This window comes from Variovorax sp. GW821-FHT10C12, assembly GCF_059415405.1.
In genome coordinates this window covers 12,521-29,616 of record NZ_JBWKNE010000007.1, presented here as the reverse complement: position 1 = coordinate 29,616, position 17,096 = coordinate 12,521, and the positions used below count along the sequence as shown (strand labels likewise).

Genomic DNA, 17,096 nt, shown 5'->3' with positions numbered 1-17,096 from the left:
CATCACATCGGTCTTGCCACGGTGACAGCTTGCCACGGACCGTGCGACTGGCCGCTGGCCGCCGCCCAGTACCAAGCCGAAGTGTCAGTGAAAGCCGTGCCTTGGGCGTCGACGATGCGCTCGCAGACGCGGAAATTTGCCGTACCGTGCCGTTGCGCCACAAAACAGCGCCACATCCGCGCCTGCGCGTCGCGTTCCAGCCGCGCCTGCTCGATGCGGTAGCCCAGCGCGCGGTAGCAGTCGGCGGCCGGATGCAGCATGCGCGTGGGCCGGTTCACGGCGCGCATCACCAGCGTCTGCTGGCCGTCGGTCATGCGGCCGATGGCGCCCGGGAAGCGATCGGCAAAACGCTGCTCGACCTCGCTCAGCGCCAGCGGGCGCAGCGGCACGCCGTCCCACTGGCTGGGCCATTCGTGGGAACCCACGGCGTCGGCCTCTTCGGCCGGCGCGCGCAGCGCCGCCGCGGCCGACCAGAGCACGCACAGCAGCATCGCCAGCGCGAACGCGCTCTTGTGGCCCACGCGGTTGATGAAATGGTTGGCGAACCAGCGCTCAACGAACGGTATCGACACGGCGGCCTCCTTCGGCGGTGATCAGGCCCGGCAGCGGGCGGTCGAGTTCGATGCGCGGTGCGACGCGCGCCGGCACCATCAGGCGCGCGATGGCGCCGCACACCACGGCCAGCAGCACCAGCCCCAGCGCGTTGTGCGCCCACGGCGCGAGCGCATGGCCGGCGCCTTCGAAGGCAATCAGCACGCTGTTGCGCACGATGTTGCCGGCCAGCACCAGCAAGCCGACGGCCGGCAGGCGGCGCAGGAAGGCGCGGTCGCTGCGCCGCGCCCACAGCGCGACCGCGCAGGCCGTGAAATAGCCCAGCCACACCATCTGCACGCCCGAGCAGGGCGCGTCGACGATCACCAGGCGGCCGTCAACCATCAGCGTGGCGCCTTCGCGCGCCACCTCGAAGCCCGGCGCGAGCAGCCAGCGGCTGGCCTCGGCCGTCACCACGCGCAGCGGGTAGCCGGCGTAGAACTGCAGCGACGACAGCAGCGGCAGCGCCAGCACCGACAGCCCGGCCACCGGCAGCGCCGCCACGCCGCGTGGCAAAAAGGCCAGCAGCCCGGCCGCGAGCGAGAGCACCGCCACCAGGCCCGAAGCCAGCGGCGGCAGCGCGGGCAGGCCGCCCCCGCCCGTGCGCAGCAGCGTGGCGAGCACGGCGCCCACGCCGGCCAGCGCGAGCCAGCCCAGGCGCGGCGAAGCGCGCAACTCGCGCCGGCACTGCCAGGCGAGCGCGGCCAGGGCGACCAGCGCCACGAGGCCCAGCGGATCGTCGGAACCGTCCTGCAGGCGGCGCGCCATCCAGGCCCAGGTGGGCGCGAGCGCGGCGCACTGCAGCGCGAGCCAGCCGAAGGCCGGCGTGCGGTCGATGCGGATGGCCCAGTCCACGACGCGCGGATGGTGGTGGGCCAGGGTTGCCAGAGACATGGTCGTGCGTCCTGTATTCAAGCCGTGAAGCGGCGCGGGTCGTTGCGGCGCGCGCGGCGGCGCAGCATGGCCAGCATCGACAGCACCACGGCGATCGCGCCCAGCGTTTCCGGCTCCGGCGTGCTCGGCACCTCGGCGCCCAGTGCCAGGTCGCTCACGCCCTGGGGCATCGGCAGCGGCTGGTTCACGTCCACGCTGTTCTGCGGCGCGACGTTGCGCACCACCTTGTCCACCGCGATGAAGCTGGTGTACTGCGTGAGCAGGCTGTACTTCAGGCCCAGCTCGGTGATGCGGTCCTTGAAGGCGGCGCTGCCCTCGAGCGCTTCCTGGTCGCTCAGGCTCTGGATGCGGTGGCGTGCCCACAGCGTGCGCAGCGCGGCGGTGTCCTGGCGCGTCTGCGGCGTGATGCGCACTTCCTCGCGGTACGGGCCGGTGGCGCTCTGGCCTTCGATGATCACGCGGCCCTTGGGCTCGCCGCGCCACTTGCCGAACACGATCACCGGGCGCTCGCCCAGCACGTCGGGCAGCGCCTGCGGCTCCACGTCGTACACGTCCAGCCCGCCGAAGGTGGCCTTCACGTTCGTGAGCACGGGCGACTCCACCATGCGGCGAAAGCGCGCGGCCTGCTCGGGTGCCTGCACCGGGTCGGTGATGATGAAGGGCTCGCCCATGCCGGCGCGCGCGATGCCTTCCATGAGGCTGCGGTTCACCGACGAGCCGATGCCGAAGGCGAACACGTTGGCCTTCGAGAGGTTGCTGCGCACCAGCTCGAAGGCTTCGCGCTCGACCGTCACGTAGCCGTCGGTCACCACCACCACGGTGCGCGACACGTTCGCGGCCTTGGGCTCGGCGTACACGCGCTTGAGCGCCGGAATCAGCTCGGTGCTGCCGCTGCCGCTGTAGTTCTTGATCGTGGCGAGCGCCTGCTCGATGTTGGCGCGCGTGGCCGGCACCGACTGCGGCGACAGCATCTTGTTGCTGCCCGAGAACAGCAGCACGTTGAAGGTGTCGCTGGGGCGCAGGCCGCCGATCAGGCGCTCGAGCACGGTCTTGGCGGTGTCCAGCGGAAAGCCGTGCATCGAGCCCGAGATGTCCACCACGAAGATGTAGTCGCGCGGCGAGATGGCGCTGGCGGTCACGGCCTTGGGCGGCTCGACCATGGCGAGGAAGAAGTTTTCTGCGTTCTCGCCCTGGCCCTTGTAGAGCATGAGGCCCGACTCGATCTTCTCGCCCGCCAGGCGGTAGTCGAGCACGAAGTCGCGGTTGTCGGCGGGGCGGCCGTCGGCGCCCAGCGTGATGTCCGCGTGCTGGTCTTCGTCGCGCTTCTTCACGTCGATGGTGTGCGTGGCGGAGCGGATTTCCTTCAGGCCCATCGGCGTGTCGATGCTCGCCGTGAGCTTGAAGCTGGTGCTGGGCGCCACGCCGGCGCGCAGCGTGGGCTGCGCCGGCCATGCGGCCTTGGCGTTCTCCGACTGCGGCGAGTTGTAGCGCGGCCCGACCACGGTCGGGAACACGAATTGGTAGTTGCCCGACTGCGGCACCAGCAGCTCGGTGTAGCGCAGCTCCACCTTCACGTCGTCGCCCGGCAGGATGTTGGCGACGTTCATCTGGAACACGTTGGGCAGGTGCTGCTCGAGCAGCGCGGCGGTCTTGCCTTCCTTCTTGGCCGTGTCGTATTCGATCCTGGCCTGCTGCTTCTCGCGGATCTGCGCCGTGATGAGCCGGTCGGCCAGGCGCACGTTGAGGCCGCTCACCGCCGCCTTGGTGGAACCGGGGAACACGTACTTCGCCTCGATGGCGCGCTGGCCTTCGTTGCGGTAGGTCTGCGTGACCGTGACGTCGGCGATCACGCCCGAAATCTTGACCGAGACCTCGGTGCCCTTCAGCGGCAGGCGGTCGACCGAGGGGTCGTCGCTCTTGACGAAGAAGTACGGGCTCTCGGTCTTCAGGCGCGGACCGGCGGGCGCTTCCTGCGCGTGGACCGGGCGGGCGCCCATGGCGATGAAACCCACGGTGGCCAGGCTCACGGTGGCGAGCCAGAGCCAACGGCCGGGGCGTGGGGTGGTGGGGGTGTCCATGGCGGGTGTCCTTCTGCGTGCGAACTTGCACGGCCCTCACTGTCGTGAGCGTGCGAGAAGGCAGTTGGAAGGCGCGTTGAAGTCGCCACAACCGGATGCGCCGCTGTGTGAAGTCTGTGTGAAGTGCGCGGCGCGGCGGCTTCATACGGCCTTCGGATCGGGCGGAGAGCATCGGCGCCTCATCACGAAAAAACACGGGAAAGAGGGGAGAAACCCATGCTTCAACTGTTGAAGGCCCTGCAGGCCTCGGTGCTGGTCAAGGTGGCCGGCCTGTTCTTCCTGCTGCTGGTGCTGTGCATCCCGCTGGCACGGATCGACGACCTGAACCGCGCCCGCGGCGACAGCCAGCAGGAGGCCGCGCGCGAACTCGCCGCGTCCTATGCCGGGCCGCAAACCATGGTCGGACCGGTGCTTCTGGTGCCGTATGTGGAGCGCTGGATGGAGCCGCTGCGCGACGCGCAGGGCAAGGTGATCGGCCAGGCCCCGCAGAGCAAGGAGATGACGCACGCCGTGTTCCCCGACAAGCTGCACATCGAGGGCGACATGGCGCCGCAGGAGCGCTACCGCGGCATCTTCCGCATTCCGTTCTACACGCTCACGGCCGCGCTCGGCGGCGGCTTCGCAGGCTTCGATCCGCGGTCCGTGCCGCACAGCGAAAGCGATTCGTCGATCGAGTTCCGCCCGCCGCTGATCGCCTTTCACGTGAGCGACCTGCGCGGCCTCGACGGCTCGCCCGCGCTCACCATCGAAGGCGAAGCACTGCGCTTTCGCCAGCGCGTGCCGGGCCTGCCCGACAACGCCACGTACGCCGACGGCATCCACGCGCCGCTCTCGGGCGCCGCGCTCGCCGCATGGCAGACGGGCAAACCGCTGACCTTCGACATGAAGCTCTCGCTGGTGGGCCAGGACACGCTCTCGATGGTGCCGATCGCCGAGGAAACCACCGCGCACCTGCGTTCACCGTGGGCGCACCCCAGCTTCGGCGGTCGCTTCCTGGCCACGCAGCGCGAGGTGACGCCGCAGGGCTTCGACGCGCACTGGCGCGTGTCCTCGCTGGTGACCACGGCGCGCGAGCAGGTGCGTGCCGGCCTGTGGGGCGGCGAAGGCGATGCCGCGCAGAACGCCGCGGCAGCCGTCGTGCGCACGGCGCCCTCGGCGTCCATGTCGCGCCATGCCTCGGGCCCTCTGCAGACCTTCGACGTGTCGCTCGCACAGCCCGTCAACGTGTATTCGATGAGCACGCGGGCCGGCAAGTACGGCGCGCTCTTCATCGGCCTGGTGCTGATGGCGGCCTTCATGTTCGAGCTGTTCCGCAAGCTGCGCCTGCACCCGGTGCAGTACGGGCTGGTGGGCCTGTCGATCGCGCTGTTCTTCCTGCTGCTGCTCGCGCTGTCGGAGAAGTTCGCCTTCTGGATGGCCTACACGGGCGCGGCCGCAGCCAGCGTGGCGCTGCTGGCCGTGTACTTCAGCGCGGTGCTCGAAGGCTGGCGCCGCGGCCTGTCGTTCGCCGCTTTCGTGGCGCTGCTGTACGGCGCGCTCTACGGCCTGCTGGCCTCGGAAAGCAATGCGCTGCTGCTGGGCGCGCTGCTGATCTTCGGCATGCTGGCCGCGCTGATGCTGGTGACGCGCAAGGTCGACTGGTATGCGCTGTCGCGCCGCAACGAGGCGGCGCCAGCGGCTACGGTGGACGCATGAAACTGCTGCGCGCCATCCCCGGCGTGCTCGGCTGGCTGCTGCTGGCCGTGCTGTGCGCCTGGGCCTGGAACCTGAAGGACCCGCACCTGCGCTTCCTGCGCGAGGAGGAGCTGCCGCTGCTGCTCGCCGCGCTGTGCGCCGCCGCCGCGATCGCCTGGCGCAGCGCGCGCGGCGCACGCCGAGTCGTGGCGCTGGCCCTGACGGTGGGCGCGGTGCTGACGGCGCTGGGCCACGAGCTGGCCTCGCGCCAGCACCGGCTGGAAGTGAACGCCGCTTCGGGCCCGGTGGCGCAGGCACTCGGCGCGCGCTTCATCGTCGGTTATGACGACGCGAACGACCTGCGCGAGCTGGCCCGCCGGGGCCTGATCGGCGGCATCTTCGTCACCGGCCGCAATGTGAAGGGCCGCAGCGCCGACACCCTGCGCGCGGAAATCGCCAGCCTGCAGGCGCTGCGACAGGCGGCCGGCCTGCCGCCGCTGGTGGTGGCGACCGACCAGGAGGGCGGCGGCGTCTCGCGCCTGTCGCCGATGGTGCCGCACCAGCCGGCGCTGGCCAGCCTGCTGGACGCCGACGTGCCCGCACACGAACTGTTGCAACGTGCCCGCGCCTACGGCGCACAGCAGGGCGGGGCGCTCGCCGCGCTGGGCATCACGCTGAACTTCAGCCCGGTGGTCGACCTGCGCCCCGGCCGCGCCCCGGGCCGCTGGGACCTGCACACCCGCATCGAGGAACGCGCCATTTCCAGCGACCCCGAGGTCACCGCGCAGGTGGCGCTCGCTTACGAGCAAGGCCTTGAATCGGCTGGGGTGCGCGGCACGCTCAAGCACTTTCCCGGCCTGGCCGGCGTGACCGAGGACACGCACCACATGGGTGCCGAACTGCGCACGCCCGTGGCCCGGCTGGCCGCGCACGACTGGAAGCCGTTTCAAGACGTGTCGAAACATTCGGATGCCGCGATCATGCTGGGCCATGTCATCCTTGGGGAACTCGACGCGGACGCGCCGGTCTCTTTCTCACGCAAAATCGTGCGGCAGGTGATTCGAGGCGAATGGGGCTTTCAGGGCCTGCTCGTCACCGACGACCTCACGATGGGCGGGGCCTACAACCGAGGTCTTTGCAACGCCACGCTGGGCGCACTCGACGCCGGGGTGGACCTGCTGCTCATCGCCTACGACCACGACAAGTATTTCGATGCCATGCACTGCGCGCTGGAAGGCGTGCGGCGCGGCGCGCTCGATCCCCGGGTGACGGAACGCCCGCGCGCGCCACGGCTCCAACCTCTTCGCTAGCCCCCATCCCATGTCCCAAGAACCTCGCCCTTCCCAACCCGCCGGTGCGCTGCGCCAGCTCCCGTGGAAACGCATCGCCGGCTGGAGCGCCATCGCGGCCGGTGCCGGCGCCGTTGCGCTGCTGGGCGCTGCCATCGTGGGGGTGGTCGCCATCTACCCGAAGCTGCCCGACATTTCCGAGCTGGCCGACTACCGGCCCAAGCTGCCGCTGCGGGTGTACACGGCCGAGGGTTCGCTGATCGGCGAGTTCGGCGAGGAGCGCCGCAACCTCACGCCCTTCGCCAACATTCCGAAGGTCATGAAAGATGCCGTGCTGGCCGTGGAAGACGCGCGCTTCTACGACCACGGCGGCGTGGACTACAAGGGCTTCGCGCGCGCGGCCGTGGCCAGCTTCAAGGGCGGGCGCAAGCAGGGCGCCTCGACCATCACGATGCAGGTGGCGCGCAACGTCTACCTGAGCTCGGAGCGCACGCTCAGCCGCAAGGCGTCGGAGATCGTGCTGGCCTTCCGGCTCGAGCAGCAGCTGAGCAAGGACCAGATCCTGGAGATCTACCTGAACCAGATCTACCTGGGCAACCGCGCCTACGGTTTCGCCGCCGCCTCCGAGGCCTACTTCGGCAAGCCGCTGCAGCAGGTGACGATCGCCGAGGCCGCCATGCTGGCCGGCCTGCCGAAGGCGCCCGGCGCCAACAACCCGGTGGCCAACCCGCGCCGCGCGCGGGCGCGCCAGCTCTACGTGATCGACCGCATGCACGAGACCGGCTTCATCACCGCCGAGCAGGCGGTCGAGGCCAAGAAGGAAGAACTGCACCTGCGCGACGCCGCCGACCCGAACCGCCTGCACGCCGAGTACGTGGCCGAGACGGTGCGCCAGATGATGTACGCGCAGTACGGCGACAGCATCTACACCAGCGGCATGAAGGTCTACACCTCGCTGATCGCGGCCGACCAGGCGGCGGCGTACAAGTCGCTGCGCAAGGGCATCATGGATTACGAGCGCCGTCAGGTGTACCGCGGCCCCGAGAAGTTCGTCGACCTGCCGGCCAGCGGCCAGAAGGAAATCGACGAGGCGGTCGACGAAGCCCTGGCCGAGCACCCCGACAACGGCGACGTGATCTCGGCCGTGGTGCTGGAAGCCAGCGCCAAGGAAGTGACCGTGGTGCGCGCCAACGGCGAAGCCTTCGAGATCTCCGGCGAGGGCCTCAAGCCCGCGCAGTCCGGCCTGGCCGCGAAGGCGCCGCCGAACATCAAGATCCGCCGCGGCGCCGTGATCCGCGTCGCCAGGACGCCGAAGAACACCTGGGAGATCACGCAGCTGCCCGAAGTGGAGGGCGCCTTCATCGGCATGGACCCGCGCACGGGCGCGATCACGGCGCTGGTCGGCGGTTTCGACTTCGGCAAGAACAAGTTCAACCACGTCTCGCAGGCCTGGCGCCAGCCGGGTTCGAGCTTCAAGCCGTTCATCTACTCGGCCGCACTCGAAAAGGGCTTCACGCCCGCCACCGTGGTGAACGACGCGCCGCTGGTCTTCGATGCCGCCGCCAACGGCGGCCAGCCCTGGGACCCGAAGAACTTCGACGGCGGCTTCGAAGGCCCGATGCCGCTGCGCAACGCGCTCATGAAGTCGAAGAACCTGGTCACGCTGCGCGTGCTGCAGTCGATCGGCGCACCCTACGCGCAAGACTGGGTCACCAAGTTCGGCTTCGACAAGGACAAGCACCCGGCCAACCTGCCGATGGGCCTGGGCGCCGGCTCGGTCACGCCGATGCAAATGGCGGTGGGCTATTCGGTGTTCGCCAACGGCGGCTACCGCGTGAACCCGTACCTCGTGACGCGCGTGACCGACCTCAAGGACAAGGTGCTGATGGAAACCGAGCCCCCGGTGCTCGACGAAAGCCGCCGCGCCATTCCCGCGCGCAACGCCTTCATCATGGAATCGCTGCTGCAGAGCGTGGTCAAGGGCGGCTCCGGCTTCAAGGCCTACCAGGCGCTCAAGCGCGACGACCTGTACGGCAAGACCGGCACCACCAACGACTCCTTCGACACCTGGTTCGCGGGCTTCCAGCCCACGCGCGTGGGCATCGCCTGGGTCGGCTACGACACGCCGCGCCAGCTCGGCGTGCGCGGCGAGACCGGCGGCAGCCTGAGCCTGCCGATCTGGATCGGCTACATGCAGTCGGCGTTGCGCGGCGTGCCCGTGACCCTGCCGGCCGAACCGCCCGGCGTGGTCAACGTCGACGGCGAGTGGTACTTCGACGACTTCACGCCGGGCCACAACGTGGCGAGCCTGGGCCTGGAAAGTGCCGAGCAGCCGATACAGCCGGTGGAAGTGCTGACGGGCGCGCCGGTGGGCGCACCGCCGCCGCCTGAAGAGCGCAACCGCATTCTTGATTTCTTCCGCTAGCCGGCAGCGAGATCACCCAAAGATGCGGGGGACGCGCGGTGCCTACACTCGGTGCCGCGGCCCCCGCTTCTTTTTGTCTCTTCTTTTTTCTCCCCTTTTCTCGCATCCATGGAAATCCTCACCCTGGTGGCCCTGATCGCCGCCGGCTTCTACATCCTCAAGTCCAAGGAACAGCGCCAGCGCATCGCGCTGCTCGGTCGCCATCTGGGCCGCTACCAGATCGAAAAGCTGATGGAGAGCCTGACCCAGGGCTACCTGCGCTGCCTCGGTGAAGACGACGCCGAACGCCGCCAGCAGATCTGGCACCTGCTCGACGCCACCGAGGAAAAACTCGCCGCCCAGTTCGAAACCTTCGCCGCCGAGCTGGCGCGCGAACCCGAAGCCGACACGCGCGTGAGCCGCCTGCCGGTGGCCTTGCCGTTCGCCACCACGCTGTTCCCTTCCGCCAGCTTCGACCTGCGCGAAGCACTGCGCATTCATGCGCGCGGCATCGCGGGCGTGGCGAAGAACGCGGCAGGCCGTTCGCCGAAATCGAAGGCCTTCACGATGTCGGCCGAGCTGTTCCTGATGCAGCACACCTGCCACTGGTTCTGCAAATCGAAGGCCGTGGCCTCGGCGCGCATGCTGGCGCGGCACCAGACCTCGTACGAGCAGTTGCTCGAGGCGGTGAGCCCCGAGACGCGCGAGGCGTACCGCGTCCTGGTCGGTCAGTGATGCGTTGACAACAGCGGCAGCGTGAGCGTCGCCACGGCGCCGCCACGCGTCGCGTTGCCCAGGTCGATGCGGCCCCGGTGCAGCGTCGCAATTTCCTTCACGAACGCCAGCCCCAGCCCCGTGCTCTTCTTCTGGCTGTGTGGCCGGGCGAGCGAATAAAACTTCTCGAAGACCTTGTCCTGCGCGTAGTCCGGGATGCCCGGGCCGTGGTCGCGCACGTTGATGCGCGCCAGGCGCGCTGTGGTTTCCAGCGTCAGCAGCACCTCGCTGTCGGGCGGTGAAAAGTCGAGCGCGTTGTCCAGCAGATTGCTGATCGCGCGGCGCAGCAGGAACGGATCGCCTTCGACGCGCGCAGGCTCGCGAATGTTCACGATCAGCTGGATGCCGCGCCGGCCCGCGGCGGGTTGCGCGCTCGCGGCAATGTCTTCGATCAACGGGCCCAGCGCCACCGGCTCGGTGCGGTCGAGGGTGCGCCGCGTTTCGAGCGCTGTGAGCTCCATCATGCGGTCGACGATTTCCTGGATGCGCTGGGTTTCGCGTTCGATGTTTTTCAGGAAACGTTCGCGCTGGTCGTGCGGCATCTGCGGTTCCTGCAGCAGCTCGGCCGCGCCGCGGATGGCCGAGAGTGGGCTCTTCACTTCGTGCGTGAAGGTCTGCACGTAGTCGGCCACGTAGTTGCGCCCGGTGAGCGCGTCGCGCATTTCACCGAAGCCGGTGCGCACCGCATCGACCGCGCGCCGCGCCATGCGCGACAGGCTCAGGCTGCGCTGTGCGCGCACCCAGGTCCAGTAGTCGCGGATCAGGCCGAAGGGCCGCACCAGCCACACCGAGACGATCACGGTGAGCAGCAGCAGCGCCAGCGCCGAACCCACGCCGACCCAGATGGTGCGCACGCGCGCGTCCTCGACGAACTGGCCGAAGCTCTGCACCGGCTTGCCGACGCTGACGACACCGACGATCTCGTCGTTCCAGCGGATCGGCGCGCCGACGTACATCACCGAGGTGCGCGGATCGCCGTCGACGTCGCGCGAGGTGCGCGCGCCGTACAGGCCGCCGAGCGTGCGCTTCACGTCGCTCCACTGCGAGTAGTCGTTGCCCTGGTGGCGGCCGAGCGAATCGAACATCACGCGGCCGGTGCGGTCGGTGACGTACACGCGCAGCTCGACCCGGCTCTTGTGCAGGTTGTAGATCTGGGCCGAAAACTCGCGCGTGTAGACGCTTCGAAAGAGCGGCTCCAGCCGCGCCGTGTTGATGGCGCCGGCGATCACGTCCTGCTCGACCAGGCTGGCCATGAGCTGCGAGGTTTCGACCAGTGATTCTTCGGCCGACTCGCGGTAACGCGGGTCGATGTCGGAGACGACGCGGTACAGCAGGAAGGCGATGCCCGCCGTGTAGATCAGCAGGATGCCGATGAAGATCCGGGTCCGGCGGGTCATTCCCTGCTGGCGGGCAGATCTTCGTGCAGCGCGTAGCCGGTGCCGCGCAAGGTGCGGATCGGTTCCACCTCGGGCGCGATGGTCTTGAGCTTGGCGCGCAGCGTCTTGATGTGCGCGTCGACCGTGCGGTCGAAGCTGTCGCTGGCGTCGTCCCAGACGAGCTGGAGCAGTTCGTCGCGCGTGAACACGCGCCCCGGGCGCTGGACCATGAGTTTCAGCAGGCCGTATTCGTAGCGCGAGAGTTCCAGCAGCCGTCCGTAGTAACGGATTTGCATGCGCTCGCTGTCGAGCGAAAAGGGCGTTGCAGGGGTCTGTGGCGCCGCTGGAGGCGGCGCCGGCGCGTTTTGATGGGGTACCCCATGAATCGGCGCTGCGGCGACTGACGGGCTTCCTGAGCCGTTTCTGGCACTGCGCCGCAGGATGGTTCGCACCCGGGCGACCAGTTCCCGGGGGGAGAACGGCTTGGCAATGTAGTCGTCTGCACCGAGTTCGAGGCCCACCACGCGGTCTATTTCGTCGCTGCGGGCCGTCAAAAACACCATCGGTACCTCCGGGCCGCCCATCGACTGATTCAGCGCCTGGAGGCGTTTGAAGAGCTCGAAGCCGTTCAGGTCGGGCAATCCGATGTCGAGGATGGCCAGCGCGGGGCGTTCCTGCGCGAACTGCGCGATGGCTTCTTCGGCCGTGGCGCACCAGACCGGCTGGAAGCCGTCGCTGCTCAGAACGTACTGGAGCGTGTCGGCGATGCCCGATTCGTCTTCGGCAATCAGGATCCGGGGTTTGAAGCTCATCCGGCGATGTTAGCGAGGGCCACGGACGACCCGTGCCCGGTTTTTCGCCCGAGGCGCCGGGGACCGGCGCGGCCTTTCGCGGCTTTTTTTCGGGCGCGGCTTTTCCTCTTCCTGTCTTCTTATTCTTCTTATTCAAATTAGTAGTAGTAGATAAGGGTCGCACCCGTCTGTGGAAAGGTCACTTTTTCCTTGACGTGACAACGACTTGTCATGCCCGCGTCACTGTGCGCACCCGCGCTTCCGTGGTGTACCCGCAACTTGGACAACATGGGGTAACCCGCCGGCCCTGTGGATAACCGATGGCTTGTGCAAAAACTCTCCCCAGAGTTGTCCTTTGACAGCCTTCGCCAATTCTGCGAAAGACGGTTTTCGGGTCGAGAAATTCATTGCCTGTTAATTGAGCAGGTTGTAGATTTCCCTTGCAAATCAATGACTTGCAACACCCCTACAGAGCAGTGCCGGGGTTATCCACAGAGTTGCCCCAGTTTTGTGGGGAGAACGCACAGAGGAACCTTCGGGCGCGGCGCGGACCCAATCCGCTCCTTCACATGACGAAAAATCTCGAACATGACACCTTCTGAAACAAAAGCGATCGTCACTTTGAGCCTGCTGGCGGCCTTCGTCGACGGCGAAAAGCACGAACGCGAGCGCGCCGAGATCAAGCGCATCGCCGAGGGCCTGTCGCAGGCCGACGGCGTGAACCTGCCGACGATCTACGAGGACGTGCTCATGAAGCGGGTGTCGCTGGCCTCGGTGGCCGGCGAGCTGAAAAGCGCCGAGTCGCGCCAGCTGGCGTACGAGATGGCGGTGTGCATGTGCGACGCCGACGGCGTGCAGTCGGAGCCGGAGCGGCTCTTTTTGATGGACGTGCGCAGCTCGCTGGGCCTGGACGCCTCGGCGGCGCAGTTCTCGCAGCGGGCGGAAGACATTGCCGCCGCGGTGCCGGCGGCGGTGGCGGTGACGGCCGGAGCGGCGGCAACCCCCGCGGCGCCGCAGGCGCCCGACAGCACCGAGCTCGACCGCGCGATCCTCAACGCCGCCATCCTCAACGGCGCGCTCGAACTGCTGCCCGAGACGCTGTCGACCATGGCGATCATTCCGCTGCAGATGAAGCTGGTCTACCGCATCGGGCAGGCGCACGGCTACCAGCTGGACACCGGCCACATCAAGGATTTCCTGGCCACCGTGGGCGTGGGCCTGACCTCGCAGTACCTGGAGCAGGCGGGTCGCAAGCTGCTCGGCGGCCTGCTGGGCAAGGTCGGCGGCGGCCTCTTGGGCGGTCTCGGCAAGCAGGCCGTGAGCTCGGGCATGAGCTTCGCGTCGACCTACGCCCTGGGCCACGTGGCCAAGCGCTACTACGCGGGCGGGCGCACGCTGTCCACGCAGATGCTGAAGGACGCGTTCTCCAGCGTGGTGAAGGAAGGGCAGGGCCTGCAGACGCAGTACCTGCCGGCGATCAAGGAACGGGCGCGCACCCTCGACACGAGCCAGGTGCTGTCGCTCGTGAAGAACGCCTGATCACAGGCTCGCCCCCAGGCTTCGCGCACTTCGTGTCGCTTCTCCAACCCCCTACCGGGGGCAACACCTGAGGCCCGGCAAAGCCGGTTCCTCGGTGTTCCACGAAGGGAGCGCCGGCTAGACCTGGCTCAGATCGTCGAGGATCGGGCAATCCGGCCGCGCATCGCCATGGCAGCAATGCACGAGGTGCGCGAGCGTGCTGCGCATCGACTGCATGTCGGCGATGCGCTGTTCCAGTTCACCCAGGTGCTTTTGCGCGATGCGCTTCACGCTCGAACTGGCGCGGCGGCGGTTGTGCCACAGGCCGACCAGTTCGGCGATTTCTTCCATCGAGAACCCGAGATCGCGCGAGCGCTTGATGAAGCGCAGCGTGTGGATGTCGGCGTCGTTGTACTGGCGGTAGCCGCTCTCGGTGCGCGCCACCGCCGGCAGCAGGCCCAGGCCTTCGTAGTGGCGGACCATGCGCGCCGACACGCCCGACAACCGCGCGGCCTCGCCGATGGCGACCTGGCGGCCGGGGGCGGAGGTCGCCGTCATCATTGAACGGTGTAGCCGGCGTTCTCGATCGCGGCCACGATGTCCTGGCGCGGCTGCTGGCTCAACACGTCCACATGGCCGGTTTCGAGATCGACCGTGACCTGCGCATGCGGATCGACCGTCTGTACCGCGTCTTGCACGGCGTCCACGCAGTGGCCGCAGCTCATGCCGGAGACCTGGAATTTCTGGCTCATCGTCGTTGCTCCTTGTGGGAATGAATGAAGGGTGGAAGGATTGAACACCCGAATCGGGGACAACGCCAGTTTCAACCCTCTCACGATGTCAACGTCCAGTCCAGGGCTTTGAACAATCCGCGCTTGACCTTGCCATGGTGTCAGGCTTTAGCCTCGGGACCATGGAACACATTCAGCCCCAACCTTCCGCAGCCGCCGCCACGCTGGACCTCTCGGTCGGCGGCATGACCTGTGCCTCGTGCGTGATGCGCGTGGAGCGCGCGCTCAAGAACGTGCCCGGCGTGCAGGACGTGAGCGTCAACCTCGCGACCGAGTCGGCCCGCATCGTGGCCACCGGCGGCGAGGACATGGCCTTGCTGCTGCGCCGCGCCGTGCGCGCCGCCGGCTACGAACCGCGTGCCGAAAGCACCGCGCAGGACGAAGCGGCGGCGATGTCGCCCTGGCACGGCTTCATGCCCGTGGCCGTTGGCCTGGCGCTGTCGATCCCGTTGATGGCGCCGATGCTCGGCGACCTGATCGGCCAGAGCTGGATGCTGCCGCCCTGGGTGCAGCTGCTGCTCGCGACGCCGGTGCAGTTCTGGCTCGGCGCGCGTTTCTACCGCGCGGGCTGGCATGCGGCCAAGGCCCGCACCGGCAACATGGACCTGCTGGTGGCGCTGGGCACCAGCGCGGCCTTCGGCCTGTCGCTGTGGCTGTGGTGGCGCGCCGCCACCGGCGAGCATGCGGGGCACGGCATGGTGCCGCACCTGTACTTCGAAGCCTCGGCGGTGGTGATCACGCTGGTGTTGTTGGGCAAGTGGCTCGAGGCGCGCGCCAAGCGCCAGGCGACCTCCGCGATCCGCGCGCTGCAGCAGCTGCGGCCCGAAGTGGCGCACCTGATCAACGCACGCGGCAAGGAAAGCGACGTGCCGCTGGCCGACGTGATGGTCGGCGACCGCCTCGCCGTGCGCCCCGGCGAACGCGTGCCGGCCGATGCGTGCGTGCTTGAAGGGCAGTCCGAGGTGGACGAATCGATGCTCACGGGCGAACCGCTGCCCGTGGCCAAGAACCCCGGCGACGCATTGACCGGCGGCGCGGTGAACGGCGACGGCCGCATGGTCATCGAGGTGCGCGCGGTCGGCGCCGAGAGCGTGCTGGCACGCATCATCCGGCTGGTCGAGGACGCGCAGGCCGCCAAGGCGCCGATCCAGCGCATGGTCGACCAGGTGGCGGCGGTGTTCGTGCCGGTGGTGCTGCTGATCGCGCTCGTCACCTTCGCCGGCTGGATGGTCGCGGGTGCCGGTGTCGAGACCGCGCTGATCCATGCGGTGGCGGTGCTCGTGATCGCTTGTCCGTGTGCGCTGGGCCTCGCGACGCCGGTCGCGGTGATGGCAGGCACCGGCGTGGCCGCGAAGCACGGCATCCTCATCAAGGACGCACGGGCACTGGAAATTGCACACCGCGTCGACACCGTGGCTTTCGACAAGACCGGCACGCTGACGGTGGGCCGCCCCGTGCTCACGGCACTGTTGCCTGCGGCCGGCGCGCTGGCCAACGAGAACGACCTGCTCGCCACGGCCGCCAGCCTGCAAGGCGGCAGCGAGCATCCGCTCGCACGCGCCGTGTTGTCTGCCGCTGCCGAACGCGGCGTGCAGGCGCCGCCGCTCGGTGCGATGCAGGCGATGCCGGGGCGCGGCGTGCGCGGCGAAGTGAACGGCGCGACCTGGGCCATCGCGAGCCTGCGCTGGTGCCGTGAACTCGATGCGATGCCTGCTGAAGACGACATCGAACGCCTGCAGTCGCAGGGTGCCACGGTCTCCGCGCTGCTGCGCTTCGACGATGCCGGTTCCGCGCATGTGCAGGCGCTGCTGGCTTTCGCCGACGAGCCGAAGCCGCAGGCCGCCGAAGCGATCCGCACCTTGCGCGGGCGCGGCCTGCGCGTGGTGATGATCTCGGGCGACAACCTGCGCGCGGCGCGGGCGATGGCCGCGCGCCTGGGCATTCCGGCCGAGGACGTGCGCGCCGACGTTCTGCCCGCCGACAAGGCCGAGCAGGTGAGCGCGCTGCGCAAGAACGGCCACGTGGTCGCGATGGTCGGCGACGGTGCGAACGATGCGCCCGCGCTCGCCGCGGCCGACGTGGGCATCGCGATGGCGCCGTCGGGCGGCGGCACCGACGTGGCGATGGAAGCGGCCGGCATCACGCTGATGCGCGGCGACCTCGCGCTCGTGGCCGAAGCGCTCGAACTTTCGGGCCGCACGGTGGCGAAGATCCGGCAGAACCTGTTCTGGGCCTTCGCCTACAACGTGGCCGGCATCCCGCTCGCGGCTTTCGGTTTGCTGAGCCCGGTGGTGGCCGGTGCGGCGATGGCGTTGTCGAGCGTGAGCGTGATGGCCAATGCGCTGTTGCTGCGGCGCTGGAAGCCCAAGCACCAACAACATTGACCCGACAGCGGATCAGTCGAACAGCAGCGCCATCAGGTGCTCGTCGACGAAGTCCGCTTCGCCGGCCCGGCGGTAGAACTGGCGCAGCGTGCCTTCCTGCACGAAGCCCAGCCGGGCATAGAAACGCAGGGCCGTGGCGTTGTCGCTCTCGGCCATCAGCTCGACGCGGCGAACGCCTTCGGCCTTCAGCCGCGCGAGCACGTCGGTCACCATGGTCTGCGCGACGCCGCGGCCATGCAGATTAGGATCGACGGCGAGCGTGCCCAGGCTCGCCACATGCTGCGCACGGCCCGGGTAGCGCGTGACGCGGTAGAAGCCGGCGAGCCGGCCATCGACTTCGAAGATGAAGAAACCACGGCTGTCGAGCAGGTCCTGGAAGACCGTGCGGAAGTCCTCGCGCGGCATCGGGTCGTAGCCCAGGAAGGGCACGACTTTCTCATGCATGTAGAGATCGAAGACGGCGTCGAAATCGGAGGATGTGGCGAGGCGGTGCAGGGGCATGTCGCGCTTCTTCTATGAGGTCCGCAAGGAT

The 17,096-nt window shown here is 68.5% G+C and carries 14 protein-coding genes; 6 read left to right on the top strand and 8 right to left on the bottom strand.

All coding sequences use genetic code 11. The features are described 5' to 3' along the window. Positions 1–2: 2 nt before the first annotated feature. From AC07OH_RS24785 to AC07OH_RS24775, 3 genes are read right to left on the bottom strand one after another with little or no spacing between them, the layout of a single operon-like run. Complete coding sequence (locus AC07OH_RS24785; RefSeq protein WP_062480445.1) at positions 3–572, bottom strand: hypothetical protein; 570 nt, start codon at positions 570–572, stop codon at positions 3–5. Further along, positions 553–1,485, bottom strand: a complete 933-nt coding sequence (gene xrtQ, locus AC07OH_RS24780; protein WP_495302478.1) for an exosortase Q — start codon at positions 1,483–1,485, stop codon at positions 553–555. Before xrtQ ends, AC07OH_RS24785 begins: the two co-directional genes overlap by 20 nt. Positions 1,486–1,502: 17 nt before the next feature. Further along, positions 1,503–3,563, bottom strand: coding sequence for a VIT and vWA domain-containing protein (locus AC07OH_RS24775; RefSeq protein ID WP_495302477.1), 2,061 nt, complete (start codon positions 3,561–3,563; stop codon positions 1,503–1,505). A 216-nt stretch (positions 3,564–3,779) separates the two neighbouring features. Here AC07OH_RS24775 and creD point away from each other — a divergent pair, with 216 nt between their 5' ends. The 4 genes from creD (at position 3,780) to AC07OH_RS24755 (ending at position 9,665) form a co-directional block, all read left to right on the top strand. After that, positions 3,780–5,258 (top strand): cell envelope integrity protein CreD, encoded by a 1,479-nt coding sequence (gene creD, locus AC07OH_RS24770; protein ID WP_495302476.1) that lies wholly within the window; start codon positions 3,780–3,782, stop codon positions 5,256–5,258. Next, entirely contained in the window at positions 5,255–6,547 is a 1,293-nt protein-coding gene (locus AC07OH_RS24765; RefSeq protein ID WP_495302475.1) for a glycoside hydrolase family 3 N-terminal domain-containing protein, read from the top strand. The genes creD and AC07OH_RS24765 overlap by 4 nt, the downstream gene beginning before the upstream one ends. Positions 6,548–6,557: 10 nt before the next feature. Then, complete coding sequence (locus AC07OH_RS24760) at positions 6,558–8,951, top strand: penicillin-binding protein 1A (protein ID WP_495302474.1); 2,394 nt, start codon at positions 6,558–6,560, stop codon at positions 8,949–8,951. 108 nt (positions 8,952–9,059) lie between these two features. Next, a complete protein-coding gene (locus tag AC07OH_RS24755) occupies positions 9,060–9,665 on the top strand; it encodes a hypothetical protein (RefSeq protein WP_492681929.1) in 606 nt (201 codons plus the stop codon). On the opposite strand, the gene creC is transcribed toward AC07OH_RS24755, so the two are convergent. Next, the gene (gene creC, locus AC07OH_RS24750) at positions 9,659–11,101 is read right to left on the bottom strand and encodes a two-component system sensor histidine kinase CreC (RefSeq protein WP_495302473.1); all 1,443 of its coding nucleotides are present in this window, start codon (positions 11,099–11,101) and stop codon (positions 9,659–9,661) included. The two genes, AC07OH_RS24755 and creC, sit on opposite strands and share 7 nt — an antisense overlap. After that, a complete protein-coding gene (creB, locus tag AC07OH_RS24745) occupies positions 11,098–11,892 on the bottom strand; it encodes a two-component system response regulator CreB (protein ID WP_495302472.1) in 795 nt (264 codons plus the stop codon). Before creB ends, creC begins: the two co-directional genes overlap by 4 nt. Before the next feature lie 567 nt (positions 11,893–12,459). Between creB and AC07OH_RS24740 the strand changes: the two genes are divergently transcribed. Continuing rightward, positions 12,460–13,410 carry a YcjF family protein gene (locus AC07OH_RS24740; protein ID WP_495302471.1) on the top strand — a complete coding sequence of 317 codons (951 nt, stop codon included), beginning with the start codon at positions 12,460–12,462 and terminating at the stop codon, positions 13,408–13,410. A 117-nt stretch (positions 13,411–13,527) separates the two neighbouring features. Here AC07OH_RS24740 and cueR read toward each other — a convergent pair whose 3' ends face one another. Then, entirely contained in the window at positions 13,528–13,947 is a 420-nt protein-coding gene (gene cueR, locus AC07OH_RS24735; protein ID WP_495302655.1) for a Cu(I)-responsive transcriptional regulator, read from the bottom strand. Further along, complete coding sequence (locus AC07OH_RS24730; RefSeq protein WP_192194276.1) at positions 13,947–14,141, bottom strand: heavy-metal-associated domain-containing protein; 195 nt, start codon at positions 14,139–14,141, stop codon at positions 13,947–13,949. Before AC07OH_RS24730 ends, cueR begins: the two co-directional genes overlap by 1 nt. Before the next feature lie 161 nt (positions 14,142–14,302). Here AC07OH_RS24730 and AC07OH_RS24725 point away from each other — a divergent pair, with 161 nt between their 5' ends. Beyond that, positions 14,303–16,564, top strand: a complete 2,262-nt coding sequence (locus tag AC07OH_RS24725; protein ID WP_495302470.1) for a heavy metal translocating P-type ATPase — start codon at positions 14,303–14,305, stop codon at positions 16,562–16,564. A 12-nt stretch (positions 16,565–16,576) separates the two neighbouring features. Here the strand turns inward: AC07OH_RS24725 and AC07OH_RS24720 are convergent, their stop codons facing one another. Beyond that, positions 16,577–17,065 carry a GNAT family N-acetyltransferase gene (locus AC07OH_RS24720; RefSeq protein ID WP_495302469.1) on the bottom strand — a complete coding sequence of 163 codons (489 nt, stop codon included), beginning with the start codon at positions 17,063–17,065 and terminating at the stop codon, positions 16,577–16,579. Positions 17,066–17,096: the final 31 nt, after the last annotated feature.